At 41.6% G+C, this 14,640-nt stretch carries 14 protein-coding genes; 8 read left to right on the forward strand and 6 right to left on the reverse strand.

Features of this window, described 5'->3' with window-relative positions:
• The first annotated feature begins 376 nt into the window (after nucleotides 1-376).
• From MSKOL_RS14940 to MSKOL_RS14970, 6 genes are all read left to right on the forward strand, one after another.
• On the forward strand, nucleotides 377-859 hold the full coding sequence (locus MSKOL_RS14940; protein ID WP_052725536.1) for a peptidylprolyl isomerase: 483 nt from the start codon (nucleotides 377-379) through the stop codon (nucleotides 857-859).
• A gap of 5 nt (nucleotides 860-864) precedes the next feature.
• Entirely contained in the window at nucleotides 865-1,434 is a 570-nt protein-coding gene (locus MSKOL_RS14945; protein WP_048157411.1) for a peptidylprolyl isomerase, read from the forward strand.
• A gap of 82 nt (nucleotides 1,435-1,516) precedes the next feature.
• Nucleotides 1,517-2,029, forward strand: coding sequence for a peptidylprolyl isomerase (locus MSKOL_RS14950; RefSeq protein ID WP_231592266.1), 513 nt, complete (start codon nucleotides 1,517-1,519; stop codon nucleotides 2,027-2,029).
• A gap of 29 nt (nucleotides 2,030-2,058) precedes the next feature.
• Nucleotides 2,059-2,466, forward strand: a complete 408-nt coding sequence (locus MSKOL_RS14955) for an OB-fold nucleic acid binding domain-containing protein (protein ID WP_048157413.1) — start codon at nucleotides 2,059-2,061, stop codon at nucleotides 2,464-2,466.
• Between the two features lie 411 nt (nucleotides 2,467-2,877).
• Nucleotides 2,878-4,056 (forward strand): NDP-sugar synthase, encoded by a 1,179-nt coding sequence (locus MSKOL_RS14960; RefSeq protein WP_048157415.1) that lies wholly within the window; start codon nucleotides 2,878-2,880, stop codon nucleotides 4,054-4,056.
• A 330-nt stretch (nucleotides 4,057-4,386) separates the two neighbouring features.
• Complete coding sequence (locus MSKOL_RS14970) at nucleotides 4,387-4,983, forward strand: diacylglycerol/polyprenol kinase family protein (protein WP_048157419.1); 597 nt, start codon at nucleotides 4,387-4,389, stop codon at nucleotides 4,981-4,983.
• Nucleotides 4,984-5,497: 514 nt separating this feature from the next.
• Here MSKOL_RS14970 and MSKOL_RS20795 read toward each other — a convergent pair.
• A complete protein-coding gene (locus tag MSKOL_RS20795; RefSeq protein ID WP_197078775.1) occupies nucleotides 5,498-5,662 on the reverse strand; it encodes a hypothetical protein in 165 nt (54 codons plus the stop codon).
• Between the two features lie 30 nt (nucleotides 5,663-5,692).
• Between MSKOL_RS20795 and MSKOL_RS14975 the strand changes: the two genes are divergently transcribed.
• Nucleotides 5,693-5,893 (forward strand): hypothetical protein, encoded by a 201-nt coding sequence (locus MSKOL_RS14975; protein WP_048157421.1) that lies wholly within the window; start codon nucleotides 5,693-5,695, stop codon nucleotides 5,891-5,893.
• Nucleotides 5,883-6,974 carry a UDP-2,3-diacylglucosamine diphosphatase gene (locus MSKOL_RS14980; RefSeq protein WP_048157423.1) on the forward strand — a complete coding sequence of 364 codons (1,092 nt, stop codon included), beginning with the start codon at nucleotides 5,883-5,885 and terminating at the stop codon, nucleotides 6,972-6,974. Before MSKOL_RS14975 ends, MSKOL_RS14980 begins: the two co-directional genes overlap by 11 nt.
• 222 nt (nucleotides 6,975-7,196) lie before the next feature.
• On the opposite strand, the gene MSKOL_RS14985 is transcribed toward MSKOL_RS14980, so the two are convergent.
• From MSKOL_RS14985 to MSKOL_RS15005, 5 genes are all read right to left on the reverse strand, one after another.
• Nucleotides 7,197-9,692, reverse strand: a complete 2,496-nt coding sequence (locus MSKOL_RS14985) for a VWA domain-containing protein (protein ID WP_048157426.1) — start codon at nucleotides 9,690-9,692, stop codon at nucleotides 7,197-7,199.
• The gene (locus MSKOL_RS14990; RefSeq protein WP_048157429.1) at nucleotides 9,689-11,572 is read right to left on the reverse strand and encodes a VWA domain-containing protein; all 1,884 of its coding nucleotides are present in this window, start codon (nucleotides 11,570-11,572) and stop codon (nucleotides 9,689-9,691) included. The genes MSKOL_RS14985 and MSKOL_RS14990 overlap by 4 nt, the downstream gene beginning before the upstream one ends.
• 2 nt (nucleotides 11,573-11,574) lie before the next feature.
• Nucleotides 11,575-12,456 (reverse strand): DUF58 domain-containing protein, encoded by an 882-nt coding sequence (locus MSKOL_RS14995; RefSeq protein ID WP_048157431.1) that lies wholly within the window; start codon nucleotides 12,454-12,456, stop codon nucleotides 11,575-11,577.
• Between the two features lie 111 nt (nucleotides 12,457-12,567).
• Complete coding sequence (locus tag MSKOL_RS15000) at nucleotides 12,568-13,542, reverse strand: MoxR family ATPase (RefSeq protein ID WP_048157433.1); 975 nt, start codon at nucleotides 13,540-13,542, stop codon at nucleotides 12,568-12,570.
• A gap of 195 nt (nucleotides 13,543-13,737) precedes the next feature.
• Nucleotides 13,738-14,631: an OadG family protein gene (locus MSKOL_RS15005; protein ID WP_048157435.1), complete on the reverse strand. Its 894-nt coding sequence runs from the start codon at nucleotides 14,629-14,631 to the stop codon at nucleotides 13,738-13,740.
• Nucleotides 14,632-14,640: the final 9 nt, after the last annotated feature.

The raw sequence follows: 14,640 nt of genomic DNA on the forward strand, positions 1-14,640 counted from the left end.
TCTCACGAAAATCAGGGTCGCAGGAATAGTTGCTGTGATTTGAGCCTTTTCTCTGGGTTTGAATCCATTTTAAATTTATTGTCGAGTCAATCATCAAGGATTCAATAATTCCGAATAATTGCAATCGATTTTATACGACATTTTGTTGTTGACTCAACAGTGGGGCCTGCGCTCTTTATTGTGGGGTTCACATTTGTTTACTCATATATTGAATATCAAAAAGAATAACGGAACCAAATCTCAAATTAAAACTTAAAAATGAAGATTACAGGAATTCCTGTAATTCCGGATTCTGAAACTTCTGTTTACTCGGTTTTTGACTTTTATTTTATCATCACGTTTATCTAGCATGTTCTCGTTTGTTTTATTGATTTATATGGCCGAGGATATAACAAAAGATACCAGTAGAATAATTAAGAATGGGGATACAGTCTCAGTTAATTATGTAGGAAAACTTGAAGATGGTACAATCTTCGATACTTCCTTAAAGGAAGTTGCTATCGAGGCAGGGAAATACAATCAGATGAGAAATTATGAACCCCTTACATTTACCGTCGGCGTAGGCCAGATGATAAAAGGATTTGATGAGGGCGTTGTCGGAATGCAAGTGGGAGAAGAAAAAACCCTTACAATCCCGCCTGAAGAAGCATATGGAGAGTACAGAGAAGAATTTGCAAGAGAGATCCCGAATAATACTGTTAATTTTACTCCGGAAGTCGGGATGAAACTGGCTACGGACAATGGTCTGACAGGCACTATCACGGATGTAAACGAAAATAACTTTGTTGTAGACTTCAACCATGAGCTTGCAGGCAAGACCCTGATTTTCTCAGTCACAATCGTTTCTGTGGAGGAGTGAAAGTGATGAAGGCCAGGAAAAAAGCAGTTTTCTTCATAGCTATACTGCTCCTGGTAAGTACAATTCTTGGCAGCGGATGCACGGATAGCGGGAGCAAGGGAGGAGACAGCAGAGCAGTAAAGTCCGGAGATTCTGTCAAGGTCGACTATACCGGGAAGCTTGAAGACGGCACGGTTTTTGATACCTCAAAGGAAGACGTTGCAAAGCAGGCAGGTATATACGTTGAAGGACGGGAGTATACTCCTCTTAACTTTGTCGTTGGCTCGGGACAGGTAATCCCTGGTTTTGACGAAGGTGTAATCGGAATGAAAGTGGGGGAAGAAAAAACCCTGACGATCCCTCCAGATAAAGCTTATGGGGAATATGAGGAAGCAAGAGTCCTTGCTGTCCCGATTGAAGAATTAAATCTAACAAACCGATCCCAAATTCCTGAAGTGGGGCAAACCTTGAGAGATATGTACGGAAATCAGTACAAAGTAATAGCTGTAAACGATACGCATATCACTCTTGACGCCAATCATGAGCTTGCAGGTAAGACCCTGATTTTTGATATAAAACTAATCTCAATAGAATAAATTTAAGTTACTGAAGAGCAAATTGAGAGTTAGAGTATTTTTTTAAAATGTGCATCATTTCGGTATCCGGATAGATTTTGAAATGGCGTGGGTACCAGAGAAAAATGCACAGGAGAAAGAGATAATGGAAAATTCTCGTACTGTGAAAAAAGGGGATTACCTGCTTATTGATTATACTGGAAAATTCGAAGACGGAACGGTCTTTGATACCACTTTGAAGGAAAAAGCCCTCGAAGCAGGGATCTATGACGAAAAAAAAGGCTACCGGCCTTTTTTTTTCAGAACGGATACATTCCAGGCAATAAAAGGCATCGATGTGGGAGTGCTTGGAATGAAAGAGGGTGAAGAAAAAACCCTCATAATTCCGCCTGAAGAAGCCTACGGAATGTATAAGAATTACCTTGTCCAGGAGATCCCTCTCGAAAGGCTTGGACTCCAGACCCCTCCTGAGCCAGGAACAAAAATCATAACACCCGCTGGGAGTGAGGTTAAAGTGCTCAACTCCACGGAAACTTCTGCTACCCTGGATTTTAACCATGAACTTGCAGGCAAAACCCTCATCCTTGAAATAAAACTGGTCTCGATCATAAACTGATTCCAGGCCCAAAATCAGGGGGGTAAAGGATGGAAAAAGAAGAAAAAGTAATGGTACTGCTGCTGTTCATGACATTGACTTCTCTTATGACAGCTTATCTTTGCTTTGGGTCGGAACTTACAGCTTCTGGACAGGGGACAGGAGAAGAAGCCACGCCTTATAGCCGTGAATCCGGTGAAGGGGAAAAGGTGTTCCTTGAAGCCCAGGTTTTGAGCAAACGGATAACCTATACAGGCGGGCACCTGCTTTTACAGATAGACTGCAACTCCGAAGTCCTGAGCGTCTTTATTCCAAAAACCGCGGGCGCAGAAGCTCTGAATAATTCAATTCAGAAAGGAGATTTCATCAGCGTAACTGGCACCGTTTCGGAGTATGAAGGGAAAAGGGAAATCAAGGTGGAAAGAAAAGAAGATATTCTTCTGAGTTATCAACGTTAATCTGATTTCGTCATTTACCTGATTTCGTCATTAATCTGATTTCGTCACTAATCTGATTTCGTCACTAATCTGATTTCGTCACTAATCTGATTTCGTCATTGATCGGATTTCGTCATTAATCTGATTTCGTCATTAATCTGATTTCGTCACTAATCTGATTTCGTCATTGATCGGATTTCGTCATTAATCTGAATTTCGTCATTAATCTGAATTTCGTCATTAATCTGATTTCGTCATTGATCGGATTTCGTCACTAATCTGATTTCGTCACTAATCTGATTTCGTCACTAATCTGATTTCGTTATTCATCTGATTGATCGTCATTAATTGAATAACCATTATCAATAACCTTTGAGACAACGACAACAAAATCGTTAATAATATATTCATATAAGGACATTTGGGAAAAATATGAAAGCGTGTATCATGTGTGGAGGGGCTGGGACAAGGCTCAGGCCGCTAACTTTCAAGCATCCTAAACCCAGCATACCGATTCTTAATAAGCCGTCAGTCCTGCATCTGATAGAGCATCTTTCAAGGGAAGGGTTCAATGAAATAGTCATGACCCTGGGGTACATGGGAGATCTCATAGAAGAGCAGCTCGGAGATGGGCACATGTTTGGGGTACATATCGAATATGTGTATGAGAAAGAAAAACTCGGAACTGCAGGCGGTATTAAAAATGCTGAAGAATACCTGAAAGACGAGCCGTTTATCGTGCTTGGTGGGGATCACGTCCTCAACCTGGACCTGCGGGAGATGTACCGTTTCCATGAAGAAAACGATGCTCCGGTAACCATAGGGCTTATTTCGATTGACGACCCGAAAGAATTCGGAATTGCGGATATGGACATTAACAACCGGATCCACCGCTTCCTGGAAAAACCGAAAGCAGGCCAGATATTCAGCAACCTTGCAAGCACCGGCATTTATATTTGCAGCCCTTCGATATTTGAATGGATACCTGAAGGCAAGAAATTCGACTTTGCAAAAGACCTTTTCCCCTTCATGCTGGCAGCCGACAAAAAAATCAATGGTGTACTTGTGCGGGGACAATGGACTGACGTTGGAAGTTCGGCAGCTTACAGGCAGGCACAGCGCTGGATGCTTGATGCCCTTCCTGGAACAACAATCGAAGGGAATTTCACAACCCGGAACGCAAGAATAAAAGGTCCTCTGTCCATAGGAAACAATGTATGCATAGGTTCGAATTCGTCCCTTGTAGGGCCAATAGTAATAGGGGAAAATACAACTATAGGCGATAACGTCCTTATCGGGCCTTACAGTGTTATAGGCTCAAACTGCACCATAGAGGACAATACAAAAATCCTTTCATCCTATCTTTTTGATAATGTGTCCATAGGAAAGGGATCCAATATCTCAGGCGGGGTAGTGGCAGACGAAACAATCATCGGAGAACACTGCTTCCTTGAAAATGGAACTGTTATTGGACATAAAGTACTGATCGGAAGTAATTCAACAATACATTCCGGAGTTAAGATCTGGCCCGAAGTTGTTATAGATAAAGACTCAAGCATAAAGGAAAACGTGATCAATTCCGGTTATGACGCTGCACATGAAGGTTCGTAAAATTTGGATTTCAAAGATTTGGATTTCAAAGGGCAGAATTCAGTCTGAATAAATCAACTGGATTTCTGAATCCGCATTTTTCAGGTTGATTCAGGGTGAAATTGCTTTTTTGGAATCCGGGTTGATTCAGGGTGAAATTGTTTTTTTGGGACCCTGATTGATTCAGGTTGAAATTGCTTTTTTGGGACCCTGGTTGAATTTCGCTTTTCTGCTGTTTATTTTTCATATTCATCTTTTGACAGGCACCTGTGAAGTTTTCAGGACACGTAGAATAACAGACATACTGAAACAGATATAACTTTATACTAGATCCTGACAAGTCTTTTTGCCATGTCGTCCAGAGAATTTATCTTTGAAATCCTTAGAAAAAGTGTGCATCTGGTTTCAATCCTGATCGTGCTTATCTACGAACTTTACGGAAAAGAAGCCATCCTATGGGTGCTCATGCTATTTCTTGTAACTGTTCTCATTCTTGACTACTTCCGGGTTGAGCATGGAATTCGAATACCTTTTTTCCATATTATGTACAGAAAAAGTGAAGCTGACCGCTTCGGAGGACATATCTTCTTTGCGCTCGGGGCAATTTCAGTAATATCCCTGTTCAGTCGAGAGATCGCTTACGCTGCAATTCTTATGGCTACCTTCGGGGACCTGGCTGCAGCTCTTATCGGAAAATTCTATGGAAAGAGGAGAGTTTTTCAAAAAATATTTAAAAATGACAAATCGATTGAAGGCTCAGCTTCGGAATTTCTTATTGATTTCCTCATAGGGCTGCTTATTCTCGGGAATCCCATTGTCTCTCTAATGATGGCGTTTCTTGCAACCCTTACGGAAACGGCAGTCAATAAAATTGATGATAACCTTATAGTGCCGGTTTTCGCAGGTTTTTTCGGGCAGATAACCCTGAATTTTCTGGCATATTTATAATCAAAGTTGCGCTGGCGTCTTCGCTGAAAGCAACGGATTATGTTCACGCCAAAGCTCCAAAAAATGGACTTGATAAATTATATTATCATTACCTGTTTTCGGGAAAGTTTTCCATCCCTGCAGCAAGCTAGCGGGGTATTCGACTGAAATAACTGTTATATCAGTCCACAATATATAAATCATTAATTTTAGATGAAAACAAAATATAATATAAATTGGTTAAATATTAATATTTTTGAATATAAATAGTTATAAATTACATAAATTTATAGTATTTTTAATTAAAAAGATTCTTAAATAGATTATAACTAAAGATCGTAGTAGTTACACAGAAAAACGCAAACAAAAAGAGGATTAGTAAACTAGAAAAAAGACAAATCTACTCTTCTTATTTAATTCAATCAATAGATCACTGATCCGACCTAAAATAGTGGACTATTTTACTCATAATAAATGTATATTAAATATTTAGGGATGATTATCTGGACTGATGAGAAATCAATATGATAAAACCTTATTGTCCAAAACACGGAACTATCATGACTCCTATGAATATGGATTCCTTGTCAGGTGCATATAAATCCCTTGAAAATAGTTGCGTAAGAACCCCCACTTTTGAATCAACGTTTATTCTCTCTGGTTCGGTTATTTTTAAATAAAGAATTATTTCAACCCACAAAACAACGAATACACGTCAAGGGTTACAAATATGATTGCTGGTACAATAAACAATACCCTGAAAGCAAAAGATCCGACGAAAACAATAGCAGAAGATTCGGTGAAAACAGCAGAAGATTCGGTGAAAACGAAAGGGCCAATGTGGAAAAAAGAAGATTTAGGTACCCAAATACGCTCATTTGAATATCAAATTTATGGAATAATGGAAAAAGTGGTGTCTTATGAGTCCTGAGACGGAGTCAGCTTACATAGTTGTCTCAGATGTGCATTTGGGTAGTGAACAATGTAATCAAAATGAGTTTTGTTGTTTTCTTGAGTGGATAAATAGTTTAAGCAGTCAAGAAAATACTGATCAGATTGTAAAATGTAAGAATAAAGAAGTCAAAATTAAAAAACCTTGCAAAATAATTCTGCTGGGAGATATTGTGGAATTGTGGGGTCCTAAAGATGGTGATAGAGATAACGTTATTAAAGATTCTATGAGACCTCTCTCCTTACTCACAAGTGTCGGTTGTGACAAAATATACGTGGTTGGAAATCACGACTATTCTCTGGGTGAACTGGAAGGAAAGATTAACTGGGAGCAACTGTGCAATGAAACAGAACTTGATATTTATGATAGTCACTATCCTAAAAAGGATGAAAATGGCATTGCCCATGGTTTCAATATAGGAAACAGGTCTTATTTCTTCCTTCATGGTCATCAATTCGACAAAGAGCAAGCAGTTCTTGCATACGTGTCTCATCTCATCGGTGAACTTTGGAATCCATTAAACTGGTTTCAGGTCCTTTATAATATCCCATTTACTAAAAAACACTGGAAAAGAAATTTTGTTATATTTTTAGGCCTGGTTTTTGGTGGAAAATATCTTATGTGGAGTGCGTTTCTACAATCCAGCTTCTGGATCACTGCTATATGGGCTATAATTACTGGTTTTTTTGCATTTAGCTCCATTCCCGGTATTGTTGCACATACACAAAAAATTTTATATGAGTCTACAAATCCGCGGGATAAAACCGCAGAAGAAGTTATAACCGATGAATATTACAAGAAAAAGAAGGATACTATACAGGCAGATGTTGTTGTTTTTGGGCACACTCACTTTGCAAGTTACTATCCCCTTGAGCTCTCTGAAAAAGAGGGTCAGAAAAAGAAAAAGTTATTTGTTAATAGCGGATGCTGGGTTGGAACAGATGAAGATATAAATGGAAAAATGCGTTACTCAAATACGTTTATATATATAGACAAAGGCGGAGCATATATTATGAGGTGGTGTGGTTCCGGTAAAATCGATTGTATTGATGTTGTGTGAACTGCCTACTACCTGCTGATGAAAGCGAGGATGGAATTTTCCGCTGTTTCTCAATCTCACAAAGTTAAAAGAACCCTTTAGGGGTTCTTACTTTCAGGATTATTACTTTTGGGATTCTTACTTTCGAGACTCTCACTTTCGAGACTCTCACTTTCGGGATCCTTACTTTCGGAATTTTTACTTTTGGGATTCTTACTTTCGGAATTCTCACTTTAGAGATTCTTATTTTTCAGCTTCAATCTCAACCTGCGCATTCTTGAGATTTCTCATTTCCCTTATGCGCCTGGCAAGGATTTCTCCCAGATAAAGCACAAGCGCAGCAAGGAGTACATACACTTTCAGGCTTACCTGCTCATCAGATTGTTTCACTGAATTCTGCCGCGCATCTTTCAGTAGAAGGGCTCTTGCCTCTTTCTCATTGTAAATTTTCCCTCCTGTCGCAAGGACAAGAGGCTCTATATCCTCATTGAGCCCTACATCCCGATACTCAAGCTGATAATTTACCGCAAGTGGGTAGCCTGAGATATCATGAATCCCAATACTATCCGGATTCACAGTTGTCTCATAGGTATTTCTTCCGGTTAGAGCAAGGTCCAGAGCATTACCATCAAGTTTTAGCTTCGGAATTCCTTCATCGTACATTTTAAGCGTCAGGTTGGAAGGAGTGCCGAGCCAGGTATCCGGGCTGTCCACAACAGTCCCTTCTTCAGCTCTCGGGTTCGCTACTGCCCAATTGATCATGCTCGAAATTAGTTTGGCACTCGACCCATTATAAACATTAGTCGCCCAGCGAGAACCGTCACCTTGTCCATTATCTGTGGTAAAGGCCGCAACTCTCCCAAGTCCGAAACGCCATGTGGTAAGTACTGGTTTTCCATTTGAAGTAGTTATGACCAGGCGTTCAGCCCCGGATTTTGGAGTCACGTCGTTATATCCCGTGATATTGGAAGTAAGGTTCACATCTTTCGTAATGAAGCTATTTGGAGAATAAGTATAGAGAGAATAGTCAGACGTTACATTTTCTTCTTTATCTTTATCTTCTTTATCTTCTTCCTGAGACTTATTGGTTGACTCAAAGACTATATTTGCCCTTTCACTCATATTAATGTGGAAATAATTATTTTCAAGCCCGAGTTCCTTCATAAACATCTCAGCATAATAATTTCTGGATTTGTCAGTCTGAGAAGGAGCTACAGAACGGACATGGATAAAATACAGGTTTACGCCGAGTTTCTGCAGTTCTTTTGCAGCCTGAAGGCCTGGCTCATAGGAATCCTCGATTGCTCCGTCTGAAATAATAATCGCATCAAGTTCACCTTCCTTGCCTGTAAGCATTTCCTTTGAAATGTTGAGTCCTGCGTCTAAGGATGTCTTGCTCTCCTCATCAGGAGTCAGCCGCTCAATTTTGTCTTTAAGAGTTGCCTGGTTCTGAGCAAGTCCAAGGAAAACAAAACCTCCGGAAACATCATATCCCTTGCTCCCGAATGCGATAACTTCAGCATTTGCATCTTTGAGATTTTCGTTCTGAAGAATATATATGGCATTTCCCAGGATGTCTCCCTGGGTTTTGTGGGCCGCAGTACTGGGAGAAACGTCAAGGATCAGGACAAGGTTTCTTCCTCCCTTATATTCGGAAGGCTTTGAAAGCACAGGTAGGATTTTTTCAAACGAGGAATTAAGATAATTGCCGTAATTATATGCTCTTTCTCCTCCTACAACTACCAGTCCACCCCCATTAGTAACATACTTCCGAATTTCTTTTACCTGAGTTTCCGTAAGATTATCGGCGAACTGGTTATCAAGTACAAGAGCTTTGCTACTATTCAGAGCACTTGCTCCAGGGTAAGTAGTGAAAACAGAAGTGTTGTAAAGTTTATTAAGGATTTGAGCGAGGGGTGAATTTGGCTCACCGGTAACAAGAGTGAGCTTTGGTTTGGGAATTACATACACGGATTTATAAAATTCATTGTTAATACTGTTCAGATCTTCTCCGGAAGGAGTAATCTTTACACTGATATTGTGAGCACCAAGAGTGCTAAAAGTTTGCCTGAGATTGGGGGAAATACTATACTGCGTTGCGTTTTGAGTTATATCGCCGCTCTGGGAAAGTTCCCCATCTACGTACGCTTCATAGGAATAGCTAACACTTTGATTTGAAGCCTGATGGACAACTATTTCAAATTCGTTTGGGTTATCCACAACTACACTTTTGTCCCCAAGAATTTCGACACTGAGGTCATTTGTCTTGAGTTCAGGCTCGACAAGGTAGACTGAAGTATTGGTTTCTTTGGCAAACCCGAGAGCATCAACAAGGCTCTTTCCTGAGTTATTGTTTCCATCAGTAATAAGAATAATCTGATTACCAGTGCCAGAATACTGAGTCACAGCATCTCCAAGATTTGTTTTATCGCCTGTAAGCTGGACTAAGGTCGTAGAGGTGTCAGCTGCAAGGGCTTTATACAGGTCGGTACCTGTTTCATTAGAAAAAAGCTCCATACTTGAGGTCTTATCCTGAATTAGTATAAGTGAAGGATTTTCTTCATTAGCAGTCTGCGTAACCGTTGTAAATGGAGCAGCCAGAGCGAGTATAAGGAGGAAAACTACAAGCATCCTCCATTCCACAATCTTCGTTTTTGTCTTCCGCAGGAGATAAAACCCGGCAACTGTCACAGGAATGATGAGTAAAAGCATTTCCGGGTGTTCAAGGGATATGTTCATAGTTCACCCCGCCGGCGCACGATTATAATTTCAGCTAGTATGAGAAGGAACATAACTCCTATCAGGTAATCAGTAATGTCATTTTTGACAGTATAAGTATCAGCCCTTACAAGTGTGGACTTATCTTCCGCAACCGCCCGCTGAATAACGTCAGATGCATCAACTGTTGTGTTTGATTCCTTGTCATTATAAAGGTTGACTGCAATCTTCTTTCCTGAAATTTCGTAAATTCCCGATTCATCAAAGAGAATATGGTTTGAAGTGAAAGTTTTCGAGGGAGTTTTGATTTCCTCGGTCTTCGAAAGAGACGTCAAAGTACCTGTATTCAGGTTATATTCAGAAATATCACCTGTCCCTCCGAGCCATTCAACAAGTTTTATCCAGAACACAGGATACTCAGGCAAGTTATGGAAATTGTTCCAGGCATCGTCTCCGAGCTCGTCATCCAGGCCCATATAGAAAACGGTCCCTTTACCTACCTGCCAGTAACTCAAGAGAGGAACTCCATTTTCTAGAGCTACCAGAGTTGTCGAACCGGTCCTTTCAGTTGCGTTCAGGTATGTGTGGACTGATATCTCATCACTTCTAATGTCCGTTGTAATACTGCTTTGCTGAACTTCCTTAACTCCAAGATCGTTTCCGTTTGTTTCATTCTCAATTCCGGTAGGCTTTACAGGCAGGATCTTTATCAGGCCAACCTCAGTTTTCTCGGGGGCTAAGGCGCCACTTGCAATGAAAACTGCATTACCGCCGTTTCTGACATAATTTTCAATTGTCGCTACTGAATCGCTAGCAATTGGAGTTTCTTTCTGCGCAAGCACTACAAGCGTGTAATTGTCAAGGGAAGAAGGCACGGCTTTTACGACACTGATATTGCTGTTCGGGAGCAGGGAAAGGGCAGTTCTCGAAGGCAGTTTCCCATCGTCAGTGACATAGAGTATACGCTGCTCTGAAGTATCTGGAATGGAAATGTAAGCTTTATTGTCAACAGACAAACTATCCTTCACATTAAGCTGAACTGTTGTAATCCCTGGCCCAAGGTTTTCAAGCGTGAACTGGTTTGTCCCACCTGCGGGAACGTTAAGGGAAAACGACGTTGAGTTTCCGGAAGTCCCTGTTCCAGTCTCGATTTTAACATTTTCGTCTTGATCTTTGTAGTTTTTAATTACACCTGTGTAGCCGTATTTTCCGTCCGTGGATTGGATCCATCCGTTGATGATCCCTATATTATCGGCAGGCTTTCCGACTTTTACGAAATTGACTGAAATCCCATAAGACTCAGCCAGATTTTTGGAACTAACAGGATCGTCTCCTTTCGAATTCGTGAAATCCGAAATAACGATGATTCTTCCTCCTCCTTCCTTTGATAAAAGACGCATACCTGTAGTTATGGCCGCAGACAGGTCGGCAGTGCCTGCCCCTGGCTGAACTTTACTGAAAATACCCTTTGCAGAGGACGCGTCGCCTCCATCAAGAGCAAGAAGAGGCGTATCCGAAGCCAGGATTATGCTGTTTTTCTTGCTCACATAACCATCAGCAATCTTAACAGCATCATCAAAGCGAGAATCAACCTGCATACTTGCAGAGGTATCAAGGACGAGCACTGTATGCTCTCCACTTAGCGGTTCCTGTGAAGTATAGTAATACCCTGCTGCGCCAATGGAAAGAAGAATAAGAATCAGGAGCTGAATAAGAAAAAGTGGGTCCTGCACGATTTTGGTAAGTGATGCATAAACCCGTTTTCTTTCCCTCTCAAGTTTAAGGACAAACATGAGTGAAGGAATTGCAAGTACCTTCGGTCTGGGACGGAGCATGTAAATAATAATAAGCGGGATTACACTCAGGAGAGCGATAAGAGCAAGGGGGTTTTCAAAAGGCATTTTTAGCGTCTCCTTCTCCTGATGGTATGGTAGAAAGCATCAAAAATAGGGGTGTCGGTTGTAAAAGTATAGAATTCAGCTCCTGTCTTCATACAGGCTTTTTTAATTCTTGCGCTGTGATCATCGAGCTTTTTAATGTAGCGTTCTTTAAACTTTTCACTAACATATGTCCTGACTTCTTCTCCGGTTTCAAGGTCTATAAGCTTGCTGTTACCCTGGATAGGGAGCACTTTTTCCGTGGGGTCGAGCACCTGGATCAAAATCAGGTCATGGTCAGATAACCTGGAAACTGCAGTTTCTATTGCTTCTGGTTCCTGAAGAAAGTCCGAGATAAGGATTACAAGGGATCTTGACTTGATTTCCCTGCTGTACTTTATAACAGCTTCCCCAATAGAAGTGCCTCCAGATAGTTCAAGCTCTGTCAGCCTGTCAATTGCCCGCAGAAGGTTTTTTCGCCCACGGCTGGGTTTGTGTATATCGACTTCCTGTGTAAAGGTTGAGATTGCAAACCTATCGTTATATTTTGTTACCATGTAGGCATAGCCTGCAGCGAGCATGGCAGCATATTCGAATTTCGAAGTCCCTTTTTCAGGGTAGTCCATACTTTTACTGGCGTCCAGAAGGATATGGGTTGTAAGGGTTTTCTCTTCCTCAAACTGCCGCACATAGAGCTTTTCAGTTCTCGCATAGGCTTTCCAGTCGATATCTTTCAGGCTGTCGTTAAGATCATATTCCCTGAACCCGATGGTATCGATGCCGTGCCCGCTTCGGGTGGAGGGACGGTTTCCGGCGTAAACGGTAGATACCCTTTTCCGGACAGAGAAGGTAAAGCGGTCAAGCTGCCTGAAAAAGTCCGTTTCGATGTTTTGTTTTGTGCGAGTCATTCTGGATCGTCAATAAAAAGCCCGGTTTATTCCGGGCCCGGAAAACCCTTCAGGGTTATTTTAACTTATTTTTCAATTCCTTCACTGACCTGTGAATCCCAGGCTCAGGTTTCATTTGAGCTTCCGGATAATCTCCTCAATAGCCTGATCAGGAGTCATCCCACTTCTTTCGGCTTCGAAGGTCAGGATGAGCCTGTGGCGGAGAACCGGATATGCCATATAATCGATATCCTCTTTGCTTACGAAGTTTCTGCCTTCTATAAGGGCTCTGGCTTTTGCGGCAAGGATAAGGCCGATGGATGCCCTTGGAGAAGCCCCGTACTCTATATGTTCTTTGTCTTTTCTTGTCATGCCCACAATAGAAAGGACGCGCTGCTTGAGTTCCTCGGAGATTGGGACCTGCCTGGTGAGCTGCTGCAAATCGAGGAGTGTGGATTTCTCAAGGCCCCTGGAAATTTTTGGGACTTCGGATTTCGTATAGCGGTTTATTATTTCCATTTCTTCTTCATGGGAAGGATAATCTACAAGGATTTTTAAGAGAAAACGGTCGAGCTGGGCTTCAGGCAGGGGATATGTGCCTTCCATTTCTATGGGGTTCTCGGTGGCAAGAATAAAGAAGGGACGGTCAAGCATGAAGGTATCGTTTCCGACCGTTACCTGTTTTTCCTGCATAGCTTCCAGCATGGCTGACTGGGTTTTCGGGGATGCCCTGTTAATCTCATCCGCAAGAACAACATTTGCAAAAACCGGCCCTGGCTGGAACCTGAATTCTTTTTTGTTGTCCTTCTCTTCAATAACGTTTGTCCCTGTAATGTCAGAGGGCATGAGGTCAGGAGTACACTGGATCCTGCTGAATTTCAGGTTCATGGCCTTTGACACTGTGGAGATTATAAGCGTTTTTCCAAGCCCTGGATTGCTCTCAACTAGGGCATGCCCTTCGCAGAGTATTGCGATCACGATTTGCTCCACTACTCTATTCTGGCCCACCACAACATTTCCAATATCTTCAAAAAAGCTTTTGAAAATTCTGCCTGCGTTCTGGTAGGTCGTGGCAGCCTGGCCAGAATCGGTATTAGTTTCATTCATATCCGCTTCACCCTTTAAGTTTCTGTTTTTAGAGGCTTAAGAAGCCCGCTTTTTCTGGATGTTACCTGATCCCGCAGCAGTATATCTCCAGAGCAGTATATCTCCAGTACACTGTCTGTTATTCAAAAACTGCTTTTAGACAACCTTCGATTAACCTGAGTTCAGATAAATCCTACTTTAAATAAATTTTTCCAATTATTCTTCTGCAAGTCCTTCAAAGTAACTCTGGATAACGTTCCTGTACCCTTCCGGTAAATTATCATAATAAGCCTTGGAAGCCTCAGCTTCAGGATTTACCATGCCTGACTGGGTAAATGATTCGTTCATCTGTTCCCCTTCTTCTTGACTTGTAAAGCCCTGACCTGTGCCCGGAGGAATCGTCAGATCAACATCTTTGCCTTCCACCACAACAACGGCAGGCTTTCCGAAGATGTTTTCCTGGCTGGTGTTATTTGAGGTCCCGCCGTTTTCGTCCACTGGATAAAGGTCAGAGTTTGAATTTGAAACTAAGGGAAGCTTGTCGATTACTCCGTTAAGGGCAGTAGGGCTGAGAGTTGTCTGGTATCCGGTCCCGACAACATATGCTAGAACGGTAACTGCAAAAACTATTACAATCAGGTCTTTTGTAAGTTTTCTTCTGTCAAGAAAGGAAGATGACTGTACGGGTTTTGAATCGATTATGACTCCGCCTATAAGGTCCCGGACAATAATGTTATCCGTATTGCGGTTATCATAGGCAGTCCTCAATCTCTCCCTGAGTACAGGGTGTGTCTCTTCTAGAAGGGCAATCGCATCTTTCTTTTCAGCCCTGTAATGCCTGATAGCTGTAAGGATAAGGGAGAGGGCAAAAGCCAGAAAAATAAGCCCCAGAGTTTCAAAAACAACCCCAAAGCCCAGAATGCTGTATTTCGCATCGGTATAAGGTTCGAAGATGCTAAACATTAAAAATAAATCTCGCATATTGAAAAGCACGAAAAGGACATAAAGGACAAAATAAGTTGCAAGCAGGTCTGCAAAGGCATAGAGTCCTCTATATTTTTTTAAAACCGATTCGTGTTTGTTTACTATTTCTTCAATACTCAGAGCCATCTCGCTCCT

It is taken from the genome of Methanosarcina sp. Kolksee (genome assembly GCF_000969945.1).
Taxonomy (GTDB): Archaea; Halobacteriota; Methanosarcinia; order Methanosarcinales; family Methanosarcinaceae; genus Methanosarcina; species Methanosarcina vacuolata.

Excerpts from the sequence above, each read along its gene's own strand:
- MSKOL_RS15005 (WP_048157435.1), bottom strand. The coding sequence starts at position 14,631 with ATGGCTCTGAGTATTGAAGAAATAGTAAACAAACACGAATCGGTTTTA.
- MSKOL_RS14960 (WP_048157415.1), top strand. The coding sequence starts at position 2,878 with ATGAAAGCGTGTATCATGTGTGGAGGGGCTGGGACAAGGCTCAGGCCG.
- MSKOL_RS14985 (WP_048157426.1), bottom strand. The coding sequence starts at position 9,692 with ATGAACATATCCCTTGAACACCCGGAAATGCTTTTACTCATCATTCCT.
- MSKOL_RS14940 (WP_052725536.1), top strand. The coding sequence starts at position 377 with ATGGCCGAGGATATAACAAAAGATACCAGTAGAATAATTAAGAATGGG.
- MSKOL_RS14945 (WP_048157411.1), top strand. The coding sequence starts at position 865 with ATGAAGGCCAGGAAAAAAGCAGTTTTCTTCATAGCTATACTGCTCCTG.
- MSKOL_RS14970 (WP_048157419.1), top strand. The coding sequence starts at position 4,387 with ATGTCGTCCAGAGAATTTATCTTTGAAATCCTTAGAAAAAGTGTGCAT.
- MSKOL_RS15000 (WP_048157433.1), bottom strand. The coding sequence starts at position 13,542 with ATGAATGAAACTAATACCGATTCTGGCCAGGCTGCCACGACCTACCAG.
- MSKOL_RS14990 (WP_048157429.1), bottom strand. The coding sequence starts at position 11,572 with ATGCCTTTTGAAAACCCCCTTGCTCTTATCGCTCTCCTGAGTGTAATC.
- MSKOL_RS14950 (WP_231592266.1), top strand. The coding sequence starts at position 1,517 with ATGGCGTGGGTACCAGAGAAAAATGCACAGGAGAAAGAGATAATGGAA.
- MSKOL_RS14995 (WP_048157431.1), bottom strand. The coding sequence starts at position 12,456 with ATGACTCGCACAAAACAAAACATCGAAACGGACTTTTTCAGGCAGCTT.
- MSKOL_RS14955 (WP_048157413.1), top strand. The coding sequence starts at position 2,059 with ATGGAAAAAGAAGAAAAAGTAATGGTACTGCTGCTGTTCATGACATTG.
- MSKOL_RS14980 (WP_048157423.1), top strand. The coding sequence starts at position 5,883 with ATGAGTCCTGAGACGGAGTCAGCTTACATAGTTGTCTCAGATGTGCAT.
- MSKOL_RS14975 (WP_048157421.1), top strand. The coding sequence starts at position 5,693 with ATGATTGCTGGTACAATAAACAATACCCTGAAAGCAAAAGATCCGACG.